The organism is Streptomyces pilosus (assembly GCF_014649835.1).
GTDB lineage: Bacteria > Actinomycetota > Actinomycetes > Streptomycetales > Streptomycetaceae > Streptomyces > Streptomyces pilosus.
Window position 1 is genome coordinate 434,656 of sequence record NZ_BMTU01000005.1, and the last position, 24,774, is coordinate 459,429.

Consider the following 24,774-nt stretch of genomic DNA (forward strand, 5'->3'; position numbering starts at 1 on the left):
CGGGGCGTCAGTTGGCGGACAGGAGCTTCAGCTCCGGGTGGGCCGTACCGCCCTCGATGGCCGTGGAGGAGATGTGGGAGACCACGCGGTCGTCGACCGGGTCGTCCGCCGGGTCGTCGTGCACGACGAGGTGTTCGTACGTCGTCGAGCGCTGCGCCGGGACGCGGCCCGCCCTGCGGATCAGGTCGATGATCTCCATCCGGTTGGAGCGGTGCCTGGCGCCGGCGGAGGAGACCACGTTCTCCTCCAGCATGATCGATCCGAGGTCGTCCGCGCCGTAGTGCAGCGAGAGCTGGCCGACCTCCTTGCCGGTGGTCAGCCAGGAACCCTGGATGTGGGCGACGTTGTCCATGAACAGCCGGGCGATGGCGATCATCCGCAGGTACTCGAAGAGCGTGGCCTGCGTGCGGCCCTTCAGGTGGTTGTTCTCGGGCTGGTAGGTGTACGGGATGAACGCGCGGAAGCCGCCCGTGCGGTCCTGCACGTCCCGGATCATCCGCAGGTGCTCGATCCGCTCGGCGTTGGTCTCGCCGGTGCCCATCAGCATGGTGGACGTGGACTCGACACCGAGGGTGTGCGCGATCTCCATGATCTCCAGCCAGCGCTCACCGGACTCCTTCAGCGGAGCGATGGCCTTGCGCGGGCGCGCGGGCAGCAGTTCCGCGCCGGCACCGGCGAAGGAGTCGAGCCCGGCCGCGTGGATCCGGGTGATGGCCTCCTCGACCGACACCTTCGAGATCCGCGCCATGTGCTCGACCTCGCTCGCCCCCAGGCTGTGGATGACGAGCTGCGGGAACTCCTTCTTGATGGCGGAGAAGTGCTTCTCGTAGTACTCGACGCCGTAGTCCGGGTGGTGGCCGCCCTGGAACATGATCTGGGTGCCGCCGAGTTCGACGGTCTCCGCGCAGCGCCGCAGGATGTCGTCGAGGTCGCGGGTCCAGCCCTTCGCCCTGTCCTTGGGGGCCGCGTAGAAGGCGCAGAACTTGCACGCCGTGACGCACACGTTCGTGTAGTTGATGTTCCGCTCGATGATGTACGTCGCGATGTGCTCCGTACCGGCGTACCGGCGCCTGCGCACGGCGTCGGCGGCGGCACCCAGCGCGTGCAGCGGGGCGTCGCGGTAGAGGTCGAGGGCCTCCTCGGGAGTGATCCGCCCACCGGCGGCGGCACGGTCGAGGACGGTCTGAAGGTCGGCCTTCTCGGTCACCGGCGTCCCTTTCGCAGGGGTGTGGACGGACCGATCCAGCGTACGTCAGCCGTCCGTGGCGGCTGACGTCAGGCCGTGTACGCGCCGATCAGCAGTCCCACGAGGGCGCCGCCGATCAGGAACGGCCCGAACGGGACGGCGGTCTTGCGTCCCGCCTTCCGGGCGACGACCAGCGCGCCCCCGTACAGCGCCCCGGAGACGAACCCGGCGAGGGTGCCGAGCATCACCGTCGGCCAGCCGTACCAGCCGAGGACGGCTCCCGCGCCGAGCGCGAGCTTCACGTCGCCGAAGCCCATGCCGCCCGGATTGACGAGGAACAGCACGAAGTAGCCGGCGCCGAGCGCGAGGGAGCCCAGCAGGGCGGTGGTCCACTCCCCCGCGTGCTCCGGGAGGAGCGCGGTGAGGCCCAGCAGGATCAGGGCGGCCGCCGCGAACGGCAGGGTGAGCGGGTCGGGCAGCCGCTGCACCCGGACGTCGATCACCGCGAGCAGCACCCCGGCGGGGGCCAGCAGCAGCCAGACGCCCAGCTCGGGCCGGGTCCCGGTGGCGGCGGCGAGGGCGGCGCAGACCAGCGCGGTGACGACGACGGAGGCGGCGCCCGGACCGTAGGGCGGCCCCGCGCAGCGCCCGCACCGCGCACCGCCGAGCCATCCCCTCACCCCGTGCCCCGCCGGGCACGCCGTCCGCCAGGCCTCACCCGACGGCACGGAGAACCGGTAGGCCGCCCGGGGCAGCAGCGCGCCGGCCGCCGCGCCCCACAGCGCGGCGACGGCGACCAGCGAGACGTACGAGCCGTCGCTCATCCGGTCACCGGCGGGACGGTGGCGGGGCGGGGACGGTGGCGTCGCGGCATGGCGGGGGTCCTGGGGCGCGAGGGGAGCGGGATCTGCCGGGCCCTCAGATCCTAGGGACTTCCCGCGGCGTGAAGAAGGGCACCGGACCCGTCCCGGATCCGGTGCCCGTGCGAGCGCGGTGCCGTCAGTACAGCGTGGCGTGCAGGTGGCCGTCCACGGCGAGGCCCTGGGGCGAGACCGAGGCACCCACGCCCGCGGTGAGGCCGACGCCGCCGGCCTCCAGGTGGACGCCGAGGGCACCCGCCTCGGCGTGCACGCCGAGGTCGAAGGCGGCGCCCGCGCCCGCCCGGCCGCCGGCGACGGCGTCCAGGTCGGCCTCGGAGAGTTCGGCGGTGGGGAGGTGGGGGGCGAGGTGCATGGGCGCGTTTCCCTTCGGAGGACCGGATCACGTGGGGGGAGGTCCGATCAAAGCACGGGCGGGAAGGGGCGGCCGGCCTGGCCCACGGCGCGCGGGGCGGGACCGGCCCGGCGCGTTCACGACCCTGACACGACGGTCACCCGTCGGCCCCGGTCCTTCACGCGGAACGGCCCGGCACGGGCCCTTTCGCACGCCGTCCCCGGCGGTCGGGAGGGGTGGGCCGGGCAACCTGTGCAGATCCGCGGGAGGTTCCGGGAACGGTCCCGGAGAAGGATCCGGACGACGAGGCGGCGGGCGACTCCCCGATCTTCGACAGCCGGGCCTCCGGACGCCCGGAGGGCTTGCTGTCCGACTCGTACACGAGGTCGTCGCCGACCGGGGTGAGGAGGACCGTGTGGGCCTCCTGGTCGCAGACGCCGCGGTTGTTCTCCGCCCCGACGGAGGTGGTGACGAGCCGCTTCTCCGTCACCTGCTTCAGGGTGAGGACGTCGTCGCAGGTGCCGCCGAAGATGTCCGTGTGCCGCAGGGTGCCCACCTTCTCCCCCACCCCGGCCCGCTGGAGCGTCACCCGGAACGTGCCGAGCGGAAGGGCGACGGTGTCGCGGGAGGTGGCCTGCCCCTCCCAGGTGCCGAGGTAGCCGGCGGGGACGACGGGGGCCGGTGCCTGGGGGTCGGCGCCGTCGTCCGCACCCGCGCCGCCGCCGGTGGACGTGCCGGGCAGCCAGTCCAGGACGAACGCGGAACCGACGGTCACGGCGGCCAGGGCGCCCGCGACGGCGAGGGCGACCGTACAGCTCACCCGCCGGCCCCTGCCGCCGGCACCGGGCGAGGCCGTGGCCGCCACGGACACGGACAGCCTGCCGGGGCGGTGGGCACCGTCCGGGCCCTCGCCCGCGCCGGCCGGCCCGGCCGTGGGGCGGGGGGTGACGTACGGGTTCGCCTCCGGGCCGTTGCCCGGGGCGCCGGGCGCGTCGCGCGGTCCCGGGACCACGGTCCCGCTCCTCTCCTGCGGGCCCGGCATCACCGGCGGCGGCCCGAAGACCCCGCTCGCCACCCCCGCCGCGGGCGGCCCCGCGGCTCCCGTCCCCGGAGGCCCGCTCACCGACGGTCTGCTGAACCCGAGCGGCCCCGAAGCCGGCCCGTCCCCCGCCGCCTCCAGGTTCAGCAGCCGCACCGCGGCCCGGCTCACCTGTTCCACCAGCGGCCCCGGCAGCCAGCCGCCCGCGACCAGAGGCGCCGCGCCCCCGGGGGCGAGCCGCCGGGCCACCTCGGCGGGGGCCGGACGCGCCGACGGGTCCTTGTGCAGGCAGGCCTCGGCGACGTCGCGCACGTCACCGCCCAGCTCGCCGAGCTCCGGCGGCTCGTGGACGACCTTGTAGAGCAGGGCCGCCGAGGAGTCACCGGGGAAGGGCGGCCGGCCGGTCGCCGCGTACGCGAGGACCGCCCCGAGCGAGAAGACGTCCGCCGCGCCGGTAACGCCCTTGCCGAGGATCTGCTCGGGCGACATGTAGCCGGGGGAGCCGATCGAGACGCCGGTGGAGGTGAGGGAGGCGGTGCCGTCCATGGCGCGGGTGATGCCGAAGTCGATCAGCAGGGGGCCGTCGAGGGTGAGGAGGACGTTGGACGGCTTCACGTCCCTGTGCACCAGGCCGAGTTCGTGCACGGCCGTCAGGGCCTCGGCCAGACCCGCACCCAGGGTCCGTACGGAGTGGGCGGGCAGCGGGCCGGCGTCGGTGACGGCGGCCGCGAGCGAGGGGCCGGCCGCGTAGGCGGTGGCGACCCAGGGGACGCGGGCCTCGGGGTCGGCGTCGAGGACGGACGCCGTCCAGGCGCCACCGACCCGGCGGGCGGCGTCGACCTCGCGGCGGAAACGGGCGCGGAACTCCTCGTCCAGCGCGAAGTGCGGGTGCACGATCTTCACCGCCACGGTGCGGCCGCCGGCGCTGCGGCCCAGGTAGACGCGCCCCATGCCGCCGGACCCGAGCCGTCCGAGCAGCCGGTAGGGACCCACGACCGTGGGTTCGTCCACATCGAGCGGCCGCATGGCGCCACCCCTCCCCCGTCACGCCCGGATGCCGGAACCTTCCAGCAGGGTAGTGCGCGGGGCGGCCGGCCTCACGGCCGGAGGAGTTCCACCTCGACGTCCGCGGGGAAACCCGTCGTCGGCCCCACCCGGCGGGCGAACTCCGCGACCGCCGCGAGCTGCGGGGCGCCGAAGCTGAAGTCGAGGGTGGTGAAGTACTGGGCCAGGGTCCGCTCGTCGAAGGCCTCCCAGCGCGCCGCCTGCTCGGCGACCTTGTCGACCTCCTCCAGGGAGACGTTGCGGGACGTGAGGAAGGCCTCGTGCACCTTGCGGGTGATGACCGGCTCGCGCTCGGCGTAGTCGCGCCGGGCCGCCCAGACCGCGAAGACGAACGGCAGGCCCGTCCACTCCTTCCACAGCGCGCCCAGGTCGTGCACGTCCAGGCCGTAGCGGGGGCCGTCGACCATGTTGGCGCGCAGCGCCGCGTCCCCGATCAGGACGGCCGCGTCGGCCTCCTGCATCATCAGGCTCAGGTCGGGCGGGCAGGTGTAGTAGTCGGGCCGGACGCCGTACCGCTCGGCGAGGAGGAGCTGGGCGAGGCGCACGGAGGTGCGGGAGGTCGACCCGAGGGCGACCCGTGCGCCGTCCAGCCGGTCCAGCGGGACCTGCGAGACGATCACGCAGGACATCACCGGGCCGTCGCAGCCCACGGCGATGTCGGGGAAGGCGACGAGGCGGTCCGCGTGCTTGAGGTACTCGACCAGGGTGATGGGCCCGATGTCGAGGTCGCCCCGCACCAGCTTCTCGCTGAGCTTCTCGGGGGTGTCCTTCGTCAGCTCGAAGTCGAGGAGCGTGCCCGTTCTCGCGAGCCCCCAGTACAGGGGCAGGCAGTTCAGGAACTGGATGTGGCCGACGCGCGGCCGGGTGCGAGGATTGTCCACATCGTGAGGCTAGCCCTCACCCTCACCGGGAAACCCTTCACCCCCTTGTTCACCCTTGAACGAACCCCACGGGTGTGACGGAAGGGGCATGCAAACATTCGGGTGACGTGATCTTGACCTCTATTGCATCGGGCCCCCCGCGTGCTAGGCTCATCGCAAGTTGCAGTTTGGTTTCCCTTGCAGTACAGAGCCTGCGGAGCATGTGACCGCGGGCTCTCGTCGTTCTCAGACGGATGCAGTTGTGCGGAATTGGTCTTCACACTTGCTGGTTCTGGAGCAGGGCAACCCTTTGGGCCCAAGGAGGGCTTATGGCTACCGGAACCGTGAAGTGGTTCAACGCCGAAAAGGGCTTTGGTTTCATCGCCCAGGAAGGCGGCGGCCCCGACGTCTTCGTCCACTACTCCGCGATCAACGCGAGCGGCTTCCGCTCGCTCGAGGAGAACCAGCAGGTGTCCTTCGACGTCACGCAGGGCCCGAAGGGCCCGCAGGCGGAGAACGTCACCCCGGTCTGATCCTCCGATCCGGGAACGACTAGCAGTACCCAAGGAGCCCCGCGCCGTCAGGCGACGGGGCTCCTGCCTTTCCGGGGTCCGGCCGGCCGTCCGGTGAATGTCTCCGTACGCGCGCGTGCACGGCAGGTGACCGGCCGGCCGCGCCTCACCCGTCCGGCCCCCGTCGCGCTCCCGTATCCGCCCCGGTCCGCCCCGGCCCGCCCGGGACCGTGCCTGCCGCCGGTCCGGCCCGGCGGCGTCCCCGGCGTGTCGTTCACCCGGTCGCCGCACCCCGTGACCGGGGGCGGAGGACCCCCGTGCGACGGGGCGGCCACGGCGCCGGCCGGGGCTGTCGGTGGCGGCGGATAGGGTCCCCGCCCATGACGCCCACCGACGCCCACCACACGGCCGCGACCCGCACCTTCTACGAGGCGGTGCGCCCGGCCGACACCGATCACGGCGAGACGACGCCGCAGGCCCTCCTCATCGCCCGCACACCCCGCTGAGCTACCCGTACAACTGCTCCACCTCCTGCGCGAAGTCGCGCAGGATCGCCTCCCGGCGCAGCTTCATCGACGGGGTCAGATGGCCCGCCTCCTCGGTGAAGTCCGCCGGGAGGACGGTGAAGCGGCGGATGGACTCCGGGCGGGAGAGCATCCTGTTGGCCTCGTCGACGGCGCGCTGGACGATCGCCAGCAGTTCCCCGTCGTCGGCGACGAGCTCCGGCGGGACCGGGTGCCTGCCGTTCATGCGGCGCCAGTGGGCGATGCCGTCGGGGTCGAGGGTGACCAGGGCGGAGACGTAGGGGCGGTTGTCGCCGACCACCATCACCTGGGAGATCAGGGGGTGGGAGCGGAGCCAGTTCTCCAGCGGGGCGGGGGCGACGCTCTTGCCGCCGGCGGTGATGATCAGCTCCTTCTTGCGGCCGGTGATGGTGAGGTAGCCCTCGTCGTCCAGTTCGCCGATGTCGCCCGTGGGGAGCCAGCCGTCGGGTGCGGCCGGGACGACGCCGCCCGCCTGGGGGTCCCAGTAGCCGCGCAGCACGTGCCCGCCGGCGAGCAGGATCTCGCCGTCGGCCGCGATGCGGATCCGCGTGCCGGGCAGCGGCCACCCCACCGTGCCCAGGCGGGGCTTGAGCGGGGGCGTCACCGTGGAGGCCCCGGTGGTCTCCGTCAGGCCGTACCCCTCGAAGATCTCGATCCCGGCGCCGGCGTAGAAGGCGCCGAGGCGGCGCCCGAGCGGGGAACCGCCGCAGATGGCGTAACGGACCCTGCCGCCCATGGCGTTGCGGATCCTGCGGTAGATCAGCGGGTCGTAGAGGGCGCGGGCCGCCTTCAGGGAGCGGGACGGGCCGGGGCCCGTCCCGGCCTGCCGCTCCTCGAGGGCCTCGCCGTAGCGGCGGGCCACCGACACCGCGCGGTCGAAGGTCGCGGCCCGTCCGCCCGACTCGGCCTTCGCGCGGGCCGAGTTGAAGACCTTCTCCAGCATGTACGGGATGGTCAGCAGGCAGGTCGGCCGGAAGCTCGCCAGGTCCGGCAGCAGGTCCTCGGCGGCCAGGCTCGGCGCGTGGCCGAGGCGGACCCGGGCGCGCACGCAGGCGACGGCGACCATCCGGCCGAAGACGTGCGACATGGGCAGGAAGAGCAGCACGGATGCCTCTTCGCCGGTCCGGGCCCTGAAGACGGGGTAGAGCAGCTCGATGGCGTTGTCCACCCCGGCGAAGAAGTTGCCGTGGGTGAGGGCGCAGCCCTTGGGGCGTCCGGTCGTGCCCGAGGTGTAGACGAGGGTGGCGAGGGTGTCGGGGACCAGCATGCCCCGGCGCACCTCGACCTCGGCGTCGGGCAGGTGCGCGCCCGCGTCCGCCAGGGCGTCGACGTGCCCCTTGTCCATGGTCCACACCCGTCGCAGGTCGGGCAGGTGGGGGAGTTCCGGGCCGAGGGCGGCGGCCTGGCCGCTGGTCTCCGTGATCAGCGCGACCGCGCCGGAGTCGTGCAGGATCCAGCGGACCTGGAAGACGGACGAGGTGGGGTAGACGGGGACGGTGACCAGTCCGGCCGCCCAGGCGGCGAAGTCGAGGACCGTCCACTCGTAGACGGTGCGGGCCATGACGGCGATCCGGTCCCCCGGTGTCAGCCCTTCGGCGATCAGGCCCTTGGCGACGGCCAGGACCTCGGCGGCGAACGCCTCCGCCGTCACGTCCCGCCAGCCGCCGTCGGCCGTCTTCCGGCTCAGGACCACCGCGTCCGGTGCCGCCGCCGCGTTGTCGAACGGCAGGTCGGCGAGCGAGCCGTGCCGCACCGGTGGGGCGAAGGGCGCCACGGACGCCTCCCGGACGGCTCCGTCCAGCCGCCGGATCTCGGGCTCGACCAGGACGGGCGCTCCGTAGACGTCGTCGTCGAGAGCGGTGGAGGAATGCGCGGGGGACACGGGCGGCTCCTGGGGCGTGCAGTGCGACTGCTCGGTGCCCCGACGTACGTGCCTCGCACGCCGAGGCGCTCATCGGTGGCTGCCGGCGAGGGGACGGGCACCGGTCGGTGCCGGGATCGTACGGCGGTGACGTGGGGAGTCTGTGCGGGTACGGGGGTGGTCCCGGGCCGGGCGTGTGCAAGGTCGGGCCGCGTGGGGGTCACCCGCGTACGGCCCCGTCCGGTCACGGGCGTTCCAGGATCGCCGTCACCCCCTGCCCGCCGGCCGCGCAGACGGAGATCAGGCCCCGGCCGGGGGCGTCCCGCTCGGCGAGGAGGGCGGCCAGGGTCGCCACGATGCGGGCGCCCGTGGCGGCGAAGGGGTGACCGGTGGCCAGTGAGGACCCGGCCACGTTCAGGCGGGCGCGGTCGACGGGCGCCAGGCCCCGCTTCTCCCAGGCGGCGAGCGTGGCCAGCACCTGGGAGGCGAACGCCTCGTGCACCTCGACCAGGTCGAAGTCCGCCATGCCGAGGCCGGCCCGCTCCAGCATGCGCGGGACCGCGTACGCGGGCGCCATCAGCAGGCCGTCCTCGCCGTCGGTCACGTCCCCGTGCACGAAGTCCACGGCGGCCGTCTCGTGGGCGGTGAGGTAGGCGAGCGGCTCCACGCCCCGTTCCCGCGCCCACTCCTCGCTCGCCAGCAGGACGAGGGCGGCGCCGTCGGTGAGCGGGGTGGAATTGCCCGCCGTCATGGTCGCGCCGGGCCGGTCGAGGCCGAACACGGGCTTCAGCGCGGCGAGTTTCTCCACCGTGGAGCCGGGGCGCAGGTTCTGGTCGCGGTCCAGGCCCCGGAACGGCACCACCAGGTCCTCCAGCAGGCCGCGTTCGTACGCCGCCGCCAGCCGCTGATGGCTGGCCGCCGCCAGTTCGTCCTGGGCCTCGCGGGTGATGCCCCAGGCGCGGGCGGTGACCGCCGCGTGCTCGCCCATGGACAGACCGGTGCGCGGCTCGGCGTTGCGCGGGATGTCGGGCACGAGGTGCCCGGGGCGCACCTTCGCCAGCGCCTTGAGGCGGGCAGCGAGGGACCTGGCGCGGCGCGCCTCCAGCAGCACCGTGCGCAGGTCGTCGTTGACCCCGAGGGGTGCGTCGCTCGCGGTGTCGGCGCCGCCCGCGATCGCGGCCTCGGTCTGGCCGAGGGCGATCTTGTTGGCGGCGGCGACGACCGCCTGGAGGCCGGTGCCGCAGGCCTGCTGGATGTCGTAGGCGGGGGTGCGGGCGTCGAGCCGGGAGCCGAGGACGGTCTCCCGGGCGAGGTTGAAGTCACGGCTGTGCTTGAGGACCGCCCCGGCGACGAACTCCCCGACCGCACCGGGCGCGTCGAGTCCGTACCGCTCGACCAGGCCGTCCAGTGCGGCGGTGAGCATCTCCCGGTTGGAGGCGGTGGCGTAGGGGCCGTCCGACCGGGCGAAGGGGACACGGCTGCCGCCGATGACCGCGACGCGCCGGACGGCGGTCGGCTTCAGGGTGCTCATCTCGACCTGCTCCTCACCGGTGACATAGGATTACCTCCGGTAACCTTACTCCAGAGTAAGGCCGCTGGGAGCCCGCAGGACAAGGACCGCACCAAGGACCGCACCGCACGGAGGAGTCGCTCATGGCCGACCGCTATCTGAGCTTCACGGGCACCCCGCCCGGCCGCTTCCTGACGCGCCGCCTCGGCCTCCCCCGGCCCGCGCCGCTGCGCCGCTGGTCGGCAGAGCGGCCGTCCCTGGACGGCGGTCTGCTCCACCTCACGGCCGGGAAGTCCGGGCTCGGCCTCGCCCCCGTGCTCGCCCGCACCGGGCTCCACCCCGACGACACCACCGGCCGGCCCGCCGCGGTGGTCCTGGACGCGAGCGGGGTGCGCGACGTCGAAGGGCTCACCGAGGTGCACGCCGCGCTGCACCCCGTCCTGCGGTCGGTCGCCGAGAGCGGCCGGATCGTGGTGCTCGGCGCCCCCCTCGACCCCGCCGACCACCACCAGGCCGCCGCCCAGCAGGCGCTGGAGGGCCTCACCCGCTCCCTCGGCAAGGAGACCGGCGGGGGCAGGACCGTGAACCTGGTCCGCCTCACCGACGCCGACGCCGCCGAATCCACCCTCCGCTTCCTGCTCTCCCCCAAGTCCGCCTACGTCAGCGGCCAGGTGATCACGACCGGCGCGCACGAACCCGCCGCCCCGCACGCCGCCGAACGCCCCCTCGCCGGCCGCACCGCCCTGGTCACCGGCGCCGCGCGCGGCATCGGCGAGGCGGTCGCCGAGACCCTGGCCCGGGACGGCGCCCGGGTGGTCGTCCTCGACGTGCCGCAGGCGGAACAGGACGCCCGGCGCGTCGCCGAACGGCTCGACGGCATCGCGCTCCCCCTCGACATCACCGCCGCCGACGCGGGCGCCCGGATCGCCGGCGCCCTCCCCGACGGCATCGACGTGCTCGTCCACAACGCGGGCGTCACCCGCGACCGCCGGCTGGTCAACATGCCCGCCGAACGCTGGACCTCGGTCCTGGAGGTCAATCTGGCGAGCGTGCTGCGCACCACCGACGCGCTGCTCGCCGCCGGGGCCCTGAAGCGCGGCGGGCGGATCGTGGCGACGGCCTCCATCGCGGGCATCGCCGGGAACGCCGGGCAGACCAACTACGGGGCGTCCAAGGCCGGCATCACCGGCCTGGTCCGCACCCTCGCACCGCACGCGCACGCCGCGCACGGCGTGACGGTGAACGCGGTGGCGCCCGGTTTCATCGAGACGAGGATGACGGCCGCCGTCCCGCTGTTCATCCGTGAGGTGGGACGCCGGATGAACTCCCTCGCGCAGGGCGGACTCCCCGTCGACGTCGCCGAGACCACCGCCTGGCTCGCCCACCCCGCCTCCGGCGCGGTCAACGGGCAGGTCGTACGGGTCTGCGGCCAGAGCCTGCTGGGGGCGTGAGCACCCCATGACGTCCACGCCCCCGCCCACCACGCTCGAACTCTCCGGGCCTCCCGCCCTCGCGCCGCTCCTCACCCGGGGCGCCCTCCTGTCACCCCTCAAGCGGCCGCGCCCCGGCGCCGCCCACCCCCGCGCCCGGCTCGCGCTGACCGGCCTGACTGCCGACCCCGGCCGGCTCGCCGCCTACGAGCGGGTGTGCGGCTTCCCCACCGGCGCGGACGTGCTGCCGGTGACGTACCCGCACGTGCTGGGCTTCCCGCTCGCCATGCGGCTGATGAGCGCACGGGACTTCCCGCTGCCGCTGCTGGGCCTCGTCCACACGTCGATCCGGATCACCCGGCACCGCGCGACACCCTCCGCCGGCGCCTACGACCTGACGGTGCACGTCGACGGCCTGGTCCCGCACCGGCGCGGCACGGAGGCCGCCGTGATCACCGCGCTGCGGTCCGGCGGGGAGCCGGTGTGGGAGTCACGGAGCACCTATCTGGCCCGGCACCGGGTTCCCGCGGGACGTCCCGGGGACCCGGCCGTCCCGGCCGGGGCACCGCGGGAGGCCACTCCCCTGCCCGCGCTCGCCGAGTGGCGGCTGGCCGGTGACCTCGGCCGGCGCTACGGGGCCGCCTCCGGCGACCGCAACCCCATCCACCTGTACCCGTTCACCGCCCGCCTGTTCGGCTTCCCCCGCGCCCTCGCGCACGGCATGTGGACCGTCGCCCGCTGCCTCGCCGCCCACGGCGCCCCGGACGCGGCGGAGATCCGGGCGGACTTCCGCAAGCCCGTGCTGCTGCCGGGCACGGTGACGTACGGGGCGCGGGACGGACGCTTCGAACTGCGCGGGCCCGGCGACCGCGTTCACCTCACCGGCGAGGTCCGCCCGGCCTGAACCCCGGGGGCGTCGCCGTCCTCGGGCGGCGACCAGTGGCGGCCCGCCATCAGGTCGCCGAGCCCCGCCCAGGCGAAGTTCATCAGGGTGGCCGCCGACTGCCGGGCGGTGACGCCGGACGTGGCGTTGGCCCAGTCGGCGAGCGACTCGGCGGCTCCGACCAGGGCCTCCGCGAGCCCGGAGACCTCACGCTCGGGGAAGTCGGGGTCCCGGTGGGCCTCACGGGCGGCGGCGAGGATGAGCTGCGTCACGAACGCCACGATCTCCGCGCGCATCGCGGCGACCTCGCCGGCGAACACCTCGCCGTGCGTCCGCGCCTGAAGGTGCAGCACCGCCCAGCCGTCGGGGTGCCGGGCGGTGTGCGTGAAGAACGCCGTGAGGCCCGACCAGAGCTGGCGGTCCGCCGGCAGCTCCGGCCGGGCGCCCGCGCGGACCGCCTCGGTGAGGGCCCGCGCCTCCCGCCGGATGCACGCGGTGAACAGGTCCTCCTTGGAGTTCAGGTACAGATACACCAACGGCTTGGACACGCCCGCCAGTTCGGCGATCTCGTCCATCGAGGCCGCCATGTACCCACGCTGTCCGAAGGTCCGTACGGCTGCGTCCAGCATCTGCTGTTCACGGACCGCACGCGGCATCCGCTTCGTCTTCACGGCACCCATGGGACAACAGAGTACGGTCCTCCGCTACCGCGGGTCGTGGCCGCCGTCGTCCGCCCGCCCCACCAGGTCGCCGAGGGCCGGCCGGTCGCCCGCCGTCAGCCGCGGCAGCAGCTGCGCGGTGAACAGGGTGGACAGCGCCGAGGTGTCGGTGCCGCCGTCGGTGCGCACCACCACCGGCCGCGGGGCCTTCCCCGCGAGTCCGGCACCCACCTCCAGGCGGCGGCGGGCCAGCTCGTACTGGAGCACCGCGCGGTTGTCCCGGTAGGCCTTGGACAGCGCGCGCTGGGCGCGGGCCTCGTTCTCGGCGGCGATGAGTCCGCTGCGGCCGCGCGTCTCGATCTCGAACCGCACCCGCTGGGCCTCGGTCTCCTGCCGCTCCAGCAGCTGCGCGACCTCCTCACGGGCCCGGTTCAGCGCGGCCTTCACCTCGACGATCCGGGCGTCGCGCACCTTCTTGGCCCGCTCGATGTCCATGCCGAGACTGTCGATGCGCCGCTTGCGGGTCAGGCCCCACTCCTGCTCGTAGGCGGTGCGCTCCTTGGCGATCCGCTCCCGGGTGGCCAGGTGCTGCTGGTACTGCGTCGGCAGCTGCACGTCGGGGATGTTGCAGCCGGTGATGCGCACGCCGTAGCCGGACAGCTGCCGGTTGAGCAGCTCCTGCATGTCGGCCACGTCCGAGCCGCGCAGGTCGTACGCGCGCTCGGTGCGCATCTGCCGGGCCCGCTGCCGGATCGCGTCCTGCACGGCGCTGGAGAGCACCAGGTCGAAGTTGCCGGCACCGATGGTGCGGACGAACAGCACGGCGTCGGTGATACGGAACTTCAGGAAGAACTCGATCGAGCGCAGCGGCACGTTCTCCCGCGTGGGGCAGGCCATGACCGGCGCCGAGTACGGGATCTCGGTGGCCGTGTCGACGACGAAGTCGACCCGCGACCAGGGGTGCCACAGGTAGTGCCGGCCGGCGTCGAGCGTGCGGGTCACCGCGCCGTAGCGGGTCAGCACCCCGTGGGTGCCCTGCTCGATCTCGACGATCGACGAACGCCACCACCACAGGGCGCCGATCAGCAGCAGCACCGCGCCGCCCGCGTAGGCCAGGCCGGCGAACGCGCCGCGGGCGAGGCCGGCGGCCCCGCCCGAGCCGGTCCCCGCGAGCGTCAGCATCGCGCCCGTCAGCAGGGCGTAGGCGCCGAGCCACAGCGGCAGCATCCACCACAGCCGCTGCCGGTGACGCGGGATGATCACGGGGATCAGGGTGTCGGCCTCGCCGCCGCGCAGCAGCCGGGCGATGTCGCTCCAGGGGGCGACGGCCTCGGAGATGACCGAACGGCGGTGGAAACGGGTGGAGCTCACTGCTGGGCCTCCTCGGTGGACTCGGTCACGACCGCGGCCGCGGGGACCCCGGGCTTCTCGCCCGTCTCCGCGCTTCCGGGCATCCGCGGCACCGTCGGCCGCTCGGCCGCCAGCAGCGCGCCGATCTCCTCCTCACGGGAGGCGATCCGCTCCGACACCTCCGTCAGCCGGCCCCGTACGGCGTCCATGTCCGCCTCGCTGAACAGCTCGGCCCCACGCTCGCCGACGAGTTCCCGGGCCAGTTCGAGGAAGTCGATGCCGGCCGCGCCGGTGCCGTCCACGCCGCCGACGCGCACCAGCCGGGGCAGGTGGTCGGCGACCTGCTCCAGGGTGTCGAGCACCTGCTGCTGGTAGCGGTACTCCAGGATCTCCGGGGCCTGCGCGGCGGTCACCGCTCGGATGTCGAGCGCCTGAGCTTCCAGCAGCGCCGCGTTGGCCTTGGCCTCCGACTCGGCCTGCACGTACCGCTGGCGGGCCAGCGCCTCGGCGCGGTTGGTCTCGCGCTCCACGGCGGTGTCCATCTGCGCCTGGTACTGGGCGATGTCCGCCTGGATCGCGGAGAGCGTCTCCTGGCTGGAGGCGAGCTCGCGGCTCAGGTCGCCCTCGTCCTGCTCCTTGCGGAGCTGGAGCGCGTACTCGTGGGTGTACGCCTCCTTGGCCATGCGCACCATCTCGGGGGCGGCCAGGTCCATGCGGTAGCGCCGGTCCGACGGCTCGGCGTGGGTGATGTTGGCGTTGGTCAGTTCCACGGCGGGACGGAACTGCTGGTTGAGCTGCTCCAGCAGGCGGCCGCTGTCCTCCCCGACCATGTCGTAGATCCCGGCCGCCTCCTGCTCGTAGATGAGGCTGCGGATGGTCTCGCTGACGGCGTTGCCGAGCTTCTCCTCGAAGCCGCGCACGGCCCCGAGGGTGTAGACGAACTCGACCGGGTCGCTGATCCGGAACTGGATGAACAGGTCGATGGACGCCTTCACCCCGCCCTTGGTCGGGGCCTCGCGCACCGGCGCGTTGAACGGGTACTCACGGGTGGTGTTGACGATGTACGACACCCGCTTCCACGGGCTCAGCAGGGTCACCCGGCCGGGCCCGACGACCTTCTCCAGCTTGCCGAACCGGGTGATCATCGCCTGGCAGCCGTCCGGCACCATGACCAGGCCCTGCCGCCACCACACGAACGCCACGGCGGCGACCGCGACGACCCAGTAGTGCAGTCCGAACAGCGGGTTCGTGAGCCCGTCGCCACCGGTCGCCGACACCACCGAGGTACCCACGACACCGATCACCGGCAGCGACAGCACCGGCAGCATGGACAGCAGGGAGCGGCCCCTCGGCATCACCATGGGGCAGATGGCGTGCACCACCTCGCCGTTCTCACGCAGCTGCTCGCTGCGGCCGAGCGCCTCCCCGGCCTCGTCCAGCGGCACCGTCTTCTGCCGCATGACGGTGTCGACGGAACTGCCGTCCTGCTCCCGGGCCGCCGGGAAGTCGGCGGGATCCATACCCTCGCCCTCCACGGCCCGGTGCCCGTCCTGCTCACCGCCGGAGCGTCCGCCGCCCACGCGGCGGCGCAGCTCTTCCTGGGCCGCCGCGCGCGGATCGGTGCCGGAGGCGACCGCCCCGGCGACATTGCGTAGGCCCTGCGCCCGCGTCCGTGCCACGGGTTCCCCCTTCGCGTGTGGTGCTGATCCCTGCCGGATCACCCCTGTGACTGATGTGATTGCTGTGATTGCACACCACGGCACGGGCAGCGGTCAGGGGCGCTTCCCAGCAACGGTCACCTGCCGGTGGTTGCCGGGAAACGCCCCTTCGCCGGTTCTCCGGGAGCCGTCAGGCCGCCGCGGGCACCCGCCGCGACTCGTCGGCGGGGGTCTCCCCGGCGGGGGTCTCGTCGACCGGGGAGGCGTGGACGGAGTCGTACGCCGTGCGGTCCAGCAGCCCTTCACGGGCGGAGACGATCACCGGGATCAGGGCTTGCCCGGCGACGTTGGTCGCCGTGCGGATCATGTCCACGATCGGGTCGATGGCCAGCAGCAGACCGACGCCCTCCATGGGCAGGCCCAGGGTGGAGAGGGTGAGGGTCAGCATGACGGTGGCGCCGGTGAGGCCGGCCGTGGCGGCGGAGCCCACGACCGAGACGAACGCGATCAGCAGGTAGTCGCCGACGCCCAGCTGGATGCCGAAGATCTGCGCGACGAAGATCGCGGCGATGGCCGGGTAGATCGCGGCGCAGCCGTCCATCTTGGTCGTCGCCCCGAACGGGACCGCGAAGGAGGCGTACTCCTTCGGCACGCCGAGGCGCTCGGTGACCTTCTGCGTCAGCGGCATGGTGCCGACGGACGAGCGGGAGACGAAGGCGAGCTGGATCGCGGGCCAGGCGCCCTTGAAGAACTGCACCGGGCTGACCTTGCCGACGGTCGCCAGCAGCGCCGGGTAGACACCGAAGAGGACGAGGAGGCAGCCGACGTAGACGTCGGCGGTGAAGGTGGCGTACTTGCCGATGAGGTCCCAGCCGTAGGTGGCGATGGCGTTGCCGATGAGGCCCACCGTGCCGAGCGGGGCGAGGCGGATGACCCACCACAGGGCCTTCTGGAGGAGTTCGAGGACGGACTCGCTCAGGGTGAGGATCGGCTGGGCCTTCTCGCCGAGCTGGAGGGCGGCGACACCGGCGACGGCGGCCATGAAGACGATCTGGAGGACGTTCAGCTGGGTGAACGGCGTGATGACGTCGGTCGGCACGATGCCGGTGAGGAAGTCGATCCAGGAGCCCGTCTTCTCCGGCGCCGCACCGTCCGCCGGGGTGAGGCCGGTGCCCGCGCCGGGGTTGGTGACCAGGCCGATGACCAGGCCGATCGCCACCGCGATCAGTGACGTGATCATGAACCAGAGGAGGGTGCGCGAGGCCAGCCGGGCCGCGTTGTTCACCTTCCGCAGGTTGGTGATGGAGACCAGGATCGCGAAGAAGACCAGCGGGGCGACGGCGAGCTTCAGCAGGCCGACGAAAGTGCCGCCGACCTTCTCCAGGGTGGTGACCAGCCAGGAGACGTCCTGGCTGCGGGCGAGCCAGCCGAGCAGGACGCCCAGGACGAGGCCGGCGAGTATCTGGGCCCAGAAGGGCGCGCGCAGGGGCAGCTTGGACTGCGTGTTCGTGGACACGGAGATGCTCCGGTAAGGGGACGCGTGGGGAAATGTGACGGGACTCGGGGCGTGGTGCGGCGTCAGTGACGACAGTTCGCGGAGGCGACCCGGCAGAGGTCCACGTGCAGGCGCGCCACCAGCGGAACACTCCGGGGCGTGGGGAACACGGCTGCTGACTTCACCAGAGGACCGTAACACCTGAACTTTGAGATCCTCAAAGCCTTGCTTTGGCAGGCGGGAGCACGAAACCGTCCGTACAACGCAAAGCGCCCCGGATTTCCAGGGGATTCTGGAACCCGGGGCGCCGGCGTGCGGTGCGCGGCTGTGACGGACGTTACGAGGTCTGGCCCTGCGCCTGGCCCTGCTGGGCGCGGGCGGAGTCGTCGGCCGCGTCCTCCTGGTTGCGGTCGGCCTCCAGCTTGGCCTTGGCCCGGTCCACCCGCCGCACGATGCCCTCGGAGGCCCGGTCCCGCTCCTTGCGGAGCACGACGAGGCTGATCGGGGCGGAGATCAGCATGGCGAGCAGGATGATCCACAGGCCGTTGGAGTCGCCGAGGCCGCGCGGGGCGAGGCCGGAGTAGACGAGACCCCAGACGACCACGAGGCAGCCCGCGAAGATCCCGAGGCGCATCAGCGTGTAGCGGAGCATCTCATCCACTTCTTCCCTGCGTACGGTCAGAACGCCCCAAAGGGACGGAGTCCAGTGAAGCACGGCCGGACGTCGATCTTTCAGCGGGGTGGGGGCCTCAGGCGAGCGGCAGCAGCAGGACGACGTCGTCCCGGTCGTCACCGGGGGCCACGCGGATGGCGCCGGGGACCCGGCCGACCTCCTTGTAGCCGCAGGAGGCGTAGAAGTGCTCCAGGCCGAGACCGCCGCGGCAGGTGAGCCGGATCGCCTCGACGCCGTCGAGGGTGCGGGCGGCCTCCTCGGCGGCGGCGAGCAGGTCACGGCCGTAGCCCTTGCCCTGGTGGCGGGGGTGGACCATCACCGTGTAGAGCCAGATCCAGTGGGTCATCAGGCGGTGGGTGTTGAGGGTGAGGAACGCCGTGGCGGCCACCCGCCCCTGCTCGTCGTGGCCGACGAGCAGCCGGGAGCGCTCCTCGGCCATCGCCACCAGCTGCCGCACCAGCCCGGGCCGGATCTCGTCCGTCGTCACGGGTGGCACGAAGCCGACCGCCCCGCCCGCGTTGGTGACGTCCGCCCACAGGTCGAGGATGCCGTCACGGAGCTCGGGGGTGACCACGGGATCGAAGGTGAAGGTAAGGGGCATGAAGCGATAGTAGCCATTACCCCTGAGGTCCCGCACCGGCTTTCGCCCCCGAGCGACGGGCCCTTCAGACGCGCATCGGCTGCGGCGCGTCCCGGCGCGCCGGGTCGGGACCGTCGTACTCCCGGATGATCTCGTACCGCGTGTTCCGCTCCACCGGCCGGAACCCGGCGTCCCTGATCAGGTCCAGCAGGTCCTCGCGCGTCAGCTTGTTCGGCGTACCGAAGTTGTCCGCGTCGTGCGTGATCTTGTACTCGACGACCGAGCCGTCCATGTCGTCCGCACCGTGCTGCAGGGCGAGCTGCGCCGTCTGCACGCCGTGCATCACCCAGAACACCTTGACGTGGGGCACGTTGTCGAACAGCAGCCGCGACACCGCGAACGTCTTCAGCGCCTCCGCGCCGGTCGCCATCTGGGTGCGCGCCTGGAGGCGGTTGCGCACCTTGCCGTCCTTCATGTCCACGAAGTCGTGCTGGTAGCGCAGCGGGATGAAGACCTGGAAGCCGCCGGTCTCGTCCTGGAGTTCACGCAGCCGCAGCACGTGGTCCACCCGGTGGCGGGGCTCCTCGATGTGCCCGTACAGCATGGTGCTCGGGGTCCTGAGCCCCTTCTCGTGCGCCAGGCGGTGGATGCGCGACCAGTCCTCCCAGTGGGTGCGGTGGTCGACGATGTGCTGCCGCACCTCCCAGTCGAAGATCTCCGCGCCGCCGCCGGTGAGGGACTCCAGACCGGCGTCGATCAGCTCGTCGAGGATCTCCGAGGCGGACAGGCCGGAGATGGTCTCGAAGTGGTGGATCTCGGTGGCGGTGAACGCCTTGAGCGAGACGTCCGGCAGCGCGGCCTTCAACTCCCGCAGCGAGCGCGGGTAGTAGCGCCACGGCAGGTTGGGGTGAAGTCCGTTGACGATGTGCAGCTCGGTGAGGTTCTCCGACTCCATCGCCTTGGCGAGCTTCACCGCCTCCTCGATGCGCATCGTGTAGGCGTCCTTCTCCCCCGGCTTGCGCTGGAAGGAGCAGTAGGCGCAGGAGGCGGTGCACACGTTGGTCATGTTGAGGTGACGGTTGACGTTGAAGTGCACGACGTCGCCGTTCTTGCGCGTGCGCACCTGGTGCGCCAGCCCGCCCAGCCAGGCCAGGTCGTCCGACTCGTACAGCGCGATGCCGTCCTCACGGGTCAGGCGTTCGCCCGCCCCGACCTTCTCCTCCAGCTCGCGCTTGAGCCCGACGTCCATGCCGTCCCTCTTTCCCTCGACTCGCGACCTCTTCAGACAGGCCGCGTCAACCGTACTCCCCCGCCTTCGGGGCGGGAGGACCCCCGGACGGCGCTCCGCGCCTCCCTCACTGCGCCTCTTCGGGCAGCTCACCGACGCGGTTCTCCCACTTGGTGGAGAGCACGATCGTCGTCCGGGTCCGGGAGACGCCCTTGGTGCCGGACAGCCGGCGGATGATCTTCTCCAGGCCGTCCACGTCGCTCGCCCGCACCTTGAGCATGAAGGAGTCGTCGCCGGCGATGAACCAGCAGTCCTCGATCTCCCCGAGGTCCTTCAGCCGCTGCGCCACGTCCTCGTGGTCGGCGGCGTCGGAGAGCGAGATGCCGATCAGCGCGGTGACGCCGAGGCCGAGCGAGGCGGAGTCCACGGTGGCGCGGTAGCCGGTGATGACACCGGCCGCCTCCAGCCGGTTGATGCGGTCGGTGACGCTGGGTCCCGACAGGCCGACGAGGCGCCCCAGCTCCGCGTAGGAGGCCCGGCCGTTCTCCCTCAGGGCCTGGATGAGCTGCCTGTCCACCGCGTCCATTCGAATCGAGCCTTCCACTGAAGAGGTACGAACGTGTCTGAAGAGGGTGGTGCTGAGAAGGTGGTGCGTGCCGTGCTGCCGTGACCGCCGGTGTCAGTCGGTGCGGGATCCGCCGCCGAGTTCGCCCTTCCAGCGGCGGTAGAGCCCGTGCTCCACGCCCGCCGCGTCGAGTACGCGGCCGGCGACGAAGTCCACCAGGTCCTGGATGTGCGTCGCGCCCGCGTAGAAGGCCGGTGAGGCGGGCACCACGGCGGCGCCCGCGTCGTCCAGGGTCACCAGGTGCCGCAGGGTCTGGCCGTTCAGCGGGGTCTCCCGCACGGCCACGATCAGCCTGCGTCCCTCTTTCAGGGTCACGCTCGCCGCCCGTTGCAGCAGGTCCTTGGAGAGGCCGAGCGCCACCCCGGCCACACAGGCCGTGGAGGCGGGCACGACGATCATGCCCTTGCTCGGATACGACCCCGAGGACGGCCCGGCCGCGAGGTCACCGGCGGCCCAGTGCCGTACGCCGTCGAGGTCGACGGTGAACGTGTCCGGCTTGCCGTCCGCACCCCGGGACAGCCATTCCCGCAGGTCGTCGCGCCAATGGGCGTCACGGTAGGAGAGGCCGGTCTCGTCGAGCAGGGTGAGCCGCGAGGCCCGGCTGACGACGAGGTCGACGCTCTCACCGGCGGCGAGCAGCGCCCGCAGCACGGAGGCGGCATACGGGGTGCCGGAGGCACCGGAGACCCCTACGATCCAAGGCGTACGCCGCGTCTCTCCTGGCTTGACTGGGTTCACGACACCGAGCCTATCGGGAGTCGGAGGGTGGGAACCGGGCAAGGGGGGCCGGGCGTTCTTACCGGAGAAGGGACCGACGGCGGGGGGTGGACGATGTCGGGTTCGCGTCCGCAGTGGTCGCGGGGCGACCGGGTCGGGACCGCGGCCAAGCTGATGGTGGGCTGGGTGGCCCTGCTGTGGCTCCTCGAAGTGATCGACACGGTCACCGGGCACGCCCTGGACGACCACGGCATCGTGCCGCGCGTCCCGTCCGAGCTGGCCGACGTCCTCCCGGCCGCCTTCCTGCACTTCGGCTTCGCCCACGTGGCCGCCAACAGCGTGCCGCTGCTGGTGCTGGGCTTCCTGGCGGCGCTCGGGGGCATACGCCGGTTCCTGGCCGTCTGCGCCCTGATCGTGGTGGCCGACGGTCTCGGGGTGTGGCTCGTCTCCCCGGCGGACAGCAACACCGCGGGCGCCTCCGGTCTGATCTTCGGCCTCTTCGGCTTCCTGCTGGTCAGCGGCTTCGTCGAGCGCCGCCCCCTGGGGGTGGTCGTGGGGGTGCTGATCGCCGCGGTCTGGGGCGGCTCGATCCTGGCGGGCCTCGCCCCGACCCAGTCCGGCGTCAGCTGGCAGGGGCACCTGATCGGCCTGGTGGCGGGTGTCACGGCGGCGTTCCTGTTCCGCCGCGCACCCGAGCACCGGCACCTGCCGGCCTGACGCCCCGCCCCTGCCCCCGCTCCCGGCCCGCGCCGCCTGGACGGTCAGCCCGCGCTGCCTAGACGGTCAGCCCGCGCACCAGCAGGTCCAGCAGCGCGCAGACGAACAGCGCGATGCCGATGAAGCCGTTGACGCTGAAGAACGCCCGGTTCAGGCGGGTCAGGTCGGTGGGGCGGACGATGGTGTGCTCGTAGACGAACGCACCGGCGACGATCAGCAGGCCCAGCCAGAAGAAGGCACCGGCGTCGGTGAGGACGGCGTACCAGGCGAACAGGGCCGTGGTCACGGCGTGGCAGATCCGGGCGCCCCACACCGCGGCCGGGATGCCGAAGCGGGCCGGCACGGACTTCACGCCGATCTCGCGGTCGGTCTCGACGTCCTGGCAGGCGTAGATCAGGTCGAAGCCGCCGATCCAGATGCCGACCGCCAGACCGAGCACCACCGCGTCCCACGACCAGGACCCGGTCACCGCCAGCCAGCCGCCGACCGGGCCCATCGCCTGGGCCAGCCCGAGGATCGCCTGCGGGAAGTCGGTGAACCGCTTGCCGTACGGATACACCACCATCGGGATCACGGCGACGGGCGCGAGGACCAGACAGAGGGGATTGAGCAGGGCCGCCGCGCCCAGGAAGACGACGAGGGCGATCAGCGCGCCGGTCCAGGCGTGCCTGACCGACATCGCGCCGGTGACCAGTTCGCGGTGCGCGGTGCGCGGGTTGCGGGCGTCGATCTCGCGGTCGATGATCCGGTTGGCGGCCATCGCGAAGGTGCGCAGCCCGACCATGGCGACGGTGACCAGGAGCAGCTTGCCCCAGTGGATGTTCTGGTCCCACTCGTACATCGCGGTGAGCGCGGCGATGTAGGCGAAGGGCAGCGCGAACACCGAGTGCTCGATCATGACGAGGCGCAGGAACGCCTTGGTGCGCCCGGGCTGCGGGGCGGGGCCCCGGCCCACGACGCCGTCCGCGGTGGTCATCATGCGAGGCTCCCGAGGAACGCGTCGAGGTCGGCCAGCAGCGCGTCGACGGGCTGCGGGCCCGTCCGCACGGCGGGCGTCGTGCCGGTGTCGTCGGGCGGGGTGAGGTGCGCGGTGAAGACGTACGCGTCGCCGCCGGAGGGGTGTCCGTCCAGCCGCAGCACCGCGCCGCCGTCGACCGTGAAGGGCTCGCCCGCCGCGGCGGCGAGCTCGTCGCGGAGCCGCCGCGCGAACTCGGCGGGTTCCGCGTCCCGCACGCCGGGCAGCTCGAAGCCGTCGCCCTCGCCGCCCTGCTCGAAGAGGACCGCCCAGGTGTCACCGGAGCCGGCGAGTTCCTCGGGCGCGACGCCCGCCTCCGCGGCGGCCCGGCGGACCCCCTCGTCGGCCGGGTCCAGCTCGGGGCGCACGAGGGCCACGTAGTCGGTGTCGGTGCCGATGAAGAGCGCCGGTCCGCCCTCGGCGAGGGAACTCACAGTCCGTACTCCTTCCAGCGGCGGTCGACCTTCGCCGCCGTGTCGGGGTCGGACTCCACCATGTCGGGCCAGCCCCCGTCGCGCGTGTACCCCTCCTCGGGCCACTTCCGCGTCGCGTCGATGCCGGCCTTGCCGCCCCAGAACTGCTGGTAGGAGGAGTGGTCGAGATGGTCGACGGGGCCCTCGACGACGGTGAGGTCGCGGGCGTAGTCGGTGTTGCCGAGGGCCCGCCAGGAGACCTCGTGCAGGTCGTGGACGTCGCAGTCGGAGTCCACCACCACGATCAGCTTGGTCAACGACATCATGTGGGCGCCCCAGATGGCGTGCATCACCTTCTGGGCGTGTTTGGGGTACTTCTTGTCGATCGAGACGATCGCGCAGTTGTGGAAGCCGCCCGACTCGGGCAGGTGGTAGTCCACGATGTCCGGCACGATGATCTTCAGCAGCGGCAGGAAGAAGCGCTCGGTCGCCCGCCCCAGCGGACCGTCCTCGGTCGGCGGCCGGCCGACCACGATCGACTGGAGCATCGGGCGCTTCCGCATCGTCACGCAGTCGATCCTCAGCGCGGGGAACGGCTCCTGGGGGGTGTAGAAGCCGGTGTGGTCGCCGTAGGGTCCCTCGGGCAGCATCTCACCGGGCTCCAGCCAGCCCTCGATGACGACCTCGGCCTGCGCCGGCACCTGGAGCGGGACGGTCTTGCAGTCGACCATCTCGATCCGCCTGCCCTGCACGAACCCGGCGAACAGGTACTCGTCGATGTCCCCGGGCAGGGGGGCGGTGGAGGCGTACGTCACCGCCGGCGGGCAGCCGAACGCGATGGCGACGGGCAACCGCTCGCCGCGCCGCGCGGCCACCTGGTAGTGGTTGCGGCTGTCCTTGTGGATCTGCCAGTGCATGCCGATGGTGCGCTTGTCGTGCCGCTGCAGCCGGTACAGGCCCAGGTTCCGGATGCCGGTCTCCGGGTCCTTGGTGTGGGTCAGCCCCAGGTTGAAGAACGAGCCGCCGTCCTTCGGCCAGGTGAACAGCGCCGGCAGCTGCTCCAGGTCCACGTCGTCGCCGGTGAGCACGACCTCCTGCACGGGCGCGTCACCGGACTTCACCTTCTTCGGCGGGACGTGCGTCATCGCGCCGAGCTTCCCGAAGGCCTCGCGCACGCCGATGAAGCCCTGCGGCAGCTCGGGCTTGAGCAGCCCGCCGATCTTCTCGCCGATGTCCGCGTACGACTTCAGTCCGAGCGCCTTCAGCAGGCGGCGGTCGGTGCCGTACACGTTCATGGCGAGGGGCATGCTCGAACCGCGCACGTTCTCGAAGAGCAGGGCGGGACCGCCGGCCTTGTTCACCCGGTCGACGATCTCACCGACCTCCAGATACGGGTCGACTTCGGCCTTGATGCGCTTGAGGTCGCCCTCGCGCTCCAGCGCCCTGAGCAGGGAGCGAAGATCGTCGTAAGCCATGGGGTCAAGTATCCCCGAGCGGTTACCCTGGCCCTGTACCGCCCACCGCTTTCGTGCTTTAGCTGG

Annotated in this window: 25 protein-coding genes; 5 read left to right on the forward strand and 20 right to left on the reverse strand. The window is 72.6% G+C overall.

All coding sequences use genetic code 11. From position 1 onward, the window contains the following. Window positions 1-7: 7 nt before the first annotated feature. The 5 genes from mqnC to IE118_RS15860 all read right to left on the reverse strand — a co-directional run bounded on the left by mqnC (window position 8) and on the right by IE118_RS15860 (window position 5,383). On the reverse strand, window positions 8-1,207 hold the full coding sequence (gene mqnC, locus IE118_RS15840) for a cyclic dehypoxanthinyl futalosine synthase (RefSeq protein ID WP_189558512.1): 1,200 nt from the start codon (window positions 1,205-1,207) through the stop codon (window positions 8-10). 68 nt (window positions 1,208-1,275) lie between these two features. Continuing rightward, on the reverse strand, window positions 1,276-2,010 hold the full coding sequence (locus tag IE118_RS15845) for a prepilin peptidase (RefSeq protein WP_189558513.1): 735 nt from the start codon (window positions 2,008-2,010) through the stop codon (window positions 1,276-1,278). A gap of 175 nt (window positions 2,011-2,185) precedes the next feature. Further along, a complete protein-coding gene (locus IE118_RS15850; protein ID WP_189558514.1) occupies window positions 2,186-2,419 on the reverse strand; it encodes a hypothetical protein in 234 nt (77 codons plus the stop codon). A gap of 157 nt (window positions 2,420-2,576) precedes the next feature. Continuing rightward, entirely contained in the window at window positions 2,577-4,463 is a 1,887-nt protein-coding gene (locus tag IE118_RS15855; protein WP_189558515.1) for a serine/threonine-protein kinase, read from the reverse strand. Window positions 4,464-4,534: 71 nt separating this feature from the next. Further along, window positions 4,535-5,383, reverse strand: a complete 849-nt coding sequence (locus IE118_RS15860; RefSeq protein ID WP_189558516.1) for a menaquinone biosynthetic enzyme MqnA/MqnD family protein — start codon at window positions 5,381-5,383, stop codon at window positions 4,535-4,537. 308 nt (window positions 5,384-5,691) lie between these two features. On the opposite strand from IE118_RS15860, the gene IE118_RS15865 reads away from it, so the two are divergent. Both IE118_RS15865 and IE118_RS34460 read left to right on the forward strand, forming a co-directional pair. Next, a complete protein-coding gene (locus IE118_RS15865) occupies window positions 5,692-5,895 on the forward strand; it encodes a cold-shock protein (protein ID WP_003992177.1) in 204 nt (67 codons plus the stop codon). A gap of 359 nt (window positions 5,896-6,254) precedes the next feature. Beyond that, window positions 6,255-6,380, forward strand: coding sequence for a hypothetical protein (locus tag IE118_RS34460; RefSeq protein WP_268248943.1), 126 nt, complete (start codon window positions 6,255-6,257; stop codon window positions 6,378-6,380). 1 nt (window position 6,381) lies between these two features. Here IE118_RS34460 and IE118_RS15870 read toward each other — a convergent pair whose 3' ends face one another. Together IE118_RS15870 and IE118_RS15875 are read right to left on the reverse strand one after the other, a co-directional pair. Then, window positions 6,382-8,301: an AMP-dependent synthetase/ligase gene (locus IE118_RS15870; protein ID WP_189558517.1), complete on the reverse strand. Its 1,920-nt coding sequence runs from the start codon at window positions 8,299-8,301 to the stop codon at window positions 6,382-6,384. A 223-nt stretch (window positions 8,302-8,524) separates the two neighbouring features. Next, window positions 8,525-9,811 carry an acetyl-CoA C-acetyltransferase gene (locus IE118_RS15875; protein WP_189558518.1) on the reverse strand — a complete coding sequence of 429 codons (1,287 nt, stop codon included), beginning with the start codon at window positions 9,809-9,811 and terminating at the stop codon, window positions 8,525-8,527. Window positions 9,812-9,933: 122 nt separating this feature from the next. Between IE118_RS15875 and IE118_RS15880 the strand changes: the two genes are divergently transcribed. After that, entirely contained in the window at window positions 9,934-11,241 is a 1,308-nt protein-coding gene (locus tag IE118_RS15880; RefSeq protein WP_189558519.1) for a 3-oxoacyl-ACP reductase, read from the forward strand. Window positions 11,242-11,248: 7 nt separating this feature from the next. Further along, window positions 11,249-12,124, forward strand: coding sequence for a MaoC/PaaZ C-terminal domain-containing protein (locus IE118_RS15885; protein WP_189558520.1), 876 nt, complete (start codon window positions 11,249-11,251; stop codon window positions 12,122-12,124). Here IE118_RS15885 and IE118_RS15890 read toward each other — a convergent pair. The 10 genes from IE118_RS15890 to IE118_RS15930 all read right to left on the reverse strand — a co-directional run bounded on the left by IE118_RS15890 (window position 12,094) and on the right by IE118_RS15930 (window position 21,109). Beyond that, window positions 12,094-12,783 carry a TetR/AcrR family transcriptional regulator gene (locus tag IE118_RS15890; protein ID WP_189558521.1) on the reverse strand — a complete coding sequence of 230 codons (690 nt, stop codon included), beginning with the start codon at window positions 12,781-12,783 and terminating at the stop codon, window positions 12,094-12,096. The two genes, IE118_RS15885 and IE118_RS15890, sit on opposite strands and share 31 nt — an antisense overlap. 24 nt (window positions 12,784-12,807) lie before the next feature. Beyond that, a complete protein-coding gene (locus tag IE118_RS15895) occupies window positions 12,808-14,133 on the reverse strand; it encodes an SPFH domain-containing protein (protein WP_189558522.1) in 1,326 nt (441 codons plus the stop codon). After that, on the reverse strand, window positions 14,130-15,791 hold the full coding sequence (locus IE118_RS15900) for an SPFH domain-containing protein (protein WP_229846824.1): 1,662 nt from the start codon (window positions 15,789-15,791) through the stop codon (window positions 14,130-14,132). The genes IE118_RS15895 and IE118_RS15900 overlap by 4 nt, the downstream gene beginning before the upstream one ends. A gap of 169 nt (window positions 15,792-15,960) precedes the next feature. Continuing rightward, window positions 15,961-17,292, reverse strand: coding sequence for a dicarboxylate/amino acid:cation symporter (locus IE118_RS15905; RefSeq protein WP_189558658.1), 1,332 nt, complete (start codon window positions 17,290-17,292; stop codon window positions 15,961-15,963). A gap of 56 nt (window positions 17,293-17,348) precedes the next feature. Continuing rightward, a complete protein-coding gene (locus tag IE118_RS34740) occupies window positions 17,349-17,450 on the reverse strand; it encodes a putative leader peptide (RefSeq protein WP_373298362.1) in 102 nt (33 codons plus the stop codon). A 152-nt stretch (window positions 17,451-17,602) separates the two neighbouring features. Beyond that, window positions 17,603-17,917, reverse strand: a complete 315-nt coding sequence (locus IE118_RS15910) for a DUF4229 domain-containing protein (protein ID WP_189558523.1) — start codon at window positions 17,915-17,917, stop codon at window positions 17,603-17,605. 97 nt (window positions 17,918-18,014) lie between these two features. Next, window positions 18,015-18,539 (reverse strand): GNAT family N-acetyltransferase, encoded by a 525-nt coding sequence (locus IE118_RS15915; protein ID WP_189558524.1) that lies wholly within the window; start codon window positions 18,537-18,539, stop codon window positions 18,015-18,017. 64 nt (window positions 18,540-18,603) lie between these two features. Then, the gene (mqnE, locus tag IE118_RS15920; RefSeq protein WP_189558525.1) at window positions 18,604-19,767 is read right to left on the reverse strand and encodes an aminofutalosine synthase MqnE; all 1,164 of its coding nucleotides are present in this window, start codon (window positions 19,765-19,767) and stop codon (window positions 18,604-18,606) included. Window positions 19,768-19,873: 106 nt separating this feature from the next. Beyond that, entirely contained in the window at window positions 19,874-20,332 is a 459-nt protein-coding gene (locus IE118_RS15925) for an Lrp/AsnC family transcriptional regulator (RefSeq protein WP_189558526.1), read from the reverse strand. A 93-nt stretch (window positions 20,333-20,425) separates the two neighbouring features. Beyond that, the gene (locus IE118_RS15930) at window positions 20,426-21,109 is read right to left on the reverse strand and encodes a UbiX family flavin prenyltransferase (RefSeq protein WP_189558527.1); all 684 of its coding nucleotides are present in this window, start codon (window positions 21,107-21,109) and stop codon (window positions 20,426-20,428) included. A gap of 93 nt (window positions 21,110-21,202) precedes the next feature. Between IE118_RS15930 and IE118_RS15935 the strand changes: the two genes are divergently transcribed. After that, entirely contained in the window at window positions 21,203-21,805 is a 603-nt protein-coding gene (locus IE118_RS15935) for a rhomboid family intramembrane serine protease (protein ID WP_189558528.1), read from the forward strand. Window positions 21,806-21,863: 58 nt separating this feature from the next. Here IE118_RS15935 and mqnP read toward each other — a convergent pair whose 3' ends face one another. Genes mqnP through IE118_RS15950 form a run of 3 tightly spaced genes read right to left on the reverse strand, consistent with a single transcriptional unit; the run spans window position 21,864 to window position 24,708 of the window. Then, window positions 21,864-22,784 carry a menaquinone biosynthesis prenyltransferase MqnP gene (gene mqnP / locus IE118_RS15940; RefSeq protein ID WP_189558529.1) on the reverse strand — a complete coding sequence of 307 codons (921 nt, stop codon included), beginning with the start codon at window positions 22,782-22,784 and terminating at the stop codon, window positions 21,864-21,866. Beyond that, window positions 22,781-23,254, reverse strand: a complete 474-nt coding sequence (locus IE118_RS15945) for a hypothetical protein (protein ID WP_189558530.1) — start codon at window positions 23,252-23,254, stop codon at window positions 22,781-22,783. Before IE118_RS15945 ends, mqnP begins: the two co-directional genes overlap by 4 nt. After that, on the reverse strand, window positions 23,251-24,708 hold the full coding sequence (locus IE118_RS15950) for a menaquinone biosynthesis decarboxylase (protein ID WP_189558531.1): 1,458 nt from the start codon (window positions 24,706-24,708) through the stop codon (window positions 23,251-23,253). Before IE118_RS15950 ends, IE118_RS15945 begins: the two co-directional genes overlap by 4 nt. Window positions 24,709-24,774: the final 66 nt, after the last annotated feature.

Coding starts and splice junctions, on each gene's coding strand:
- IE118_RS15845 (WP_189558513.1), bottom strand. CDS start 2,010: ATGAGCGACGGCTCGTACGTCTCGCTGGTCGCCGTCGCCGCGCTGTGG.
- IE118_RS15850 (WP_189558514.1), bottom strand. CDS start 2,419: ATGCACCTCGCCCCCCACCTCCCCACCGCCGAACTCTCCGAGGCCGAC.
- IE118_RS15855 (WP_189558515.1), bottom strand. CDS start 4,463: ATGCGGCCGCTCGATGTGGACGAACCCACGGTCGTGGGTCCCTACCGG.
- IE118_RS15865 (WP_003992177.1), top strand. CDS start 5,692: ATGGCTACCGGAACCGTGAAGTGGTTCAACGCCGAAAAGGGCTTTGGT.
- IE118_RS34460 (WP_268248943.1), top strand. CDS start 6,255: ATGACGCCCACCGACGCCCACCACACGGCCGCGACCCGCACCTTCTAC.
- IE118_RS15875 (WP_189558518.1), bottom strand. CDS start 9,811: ATGAGCACCCTGAAGCCGACCGCCGTCCGGCGCGTCGCGGTCATCGGC.
- IE118_RS15880 (WP_189558519.1), top strand. CDS start 9,934: ATGGCCGACCGCTATCTGAGCTTCACGGGCACCCCGCCCGGCCGCTTC.
- IE118_RS15885 (WP_189558520.1), top strand. CDS start 11,249: ATGACGTCCACGCCCCCGCCCACCACGCTCGAACTCTCCGGGCCTCCC.
- IE118_RS15890 (WP_189558521.1), bottom strand. CDS start 12,783: ATGGGTGCCGTGAAGACGAAGCGGATGCCGCGTGCGGTCCGTGAACAG.
- IE118_RS15910 (WP_189558523.1), bottom strand. CDS start 17,917: ATGCTCCGCTACACGCTGATGCGCCTCGGGATCTTCGCGGGCTGCCTC.
- IE118_RS15915 (WP_189558524.1), bottom strand. CDS start 18,539: ATGCCCCTTACCTTCACCTTCGATCCCGTGGTCACCCCCGAGCTCCGT.
- mqnE (WP_189558525.1), bottom strand. CDS start 19,767: ATGGACGTCGGGCTCAAGCGCGAGCTGGAGGAGAAGGTCGGGGCGGGC.
- IE118_RS15925 (WP_189558526.1), bottom strand. CDS start 20,332: ATGGACGCGGTGGACAGGCAGCTCATCCAGGCCCTGAGGGAGAACGGC.
- IE118_RS15935 (WP_189558528.1), top strand. CDS start 21,203: ATGTCGGGTTCGCGTCCGCAGTGGTCGCGGGGCGACCGGGTCGGGACC.
- mqnP (WP_189558529.1), bottom strand. CDS start 22,784: ATGATGACCACCGCGGACGGCGTCGTGGGCCGGGGCCCCGCCCCGCAG.
- IE118_RS15950 (WP_189558531.1), bottom strand. CDS start 24,708: ATGGCTTACGACGATCTTCGCTCCCTGCTCAGGGCGCTGGAGCGCGAG.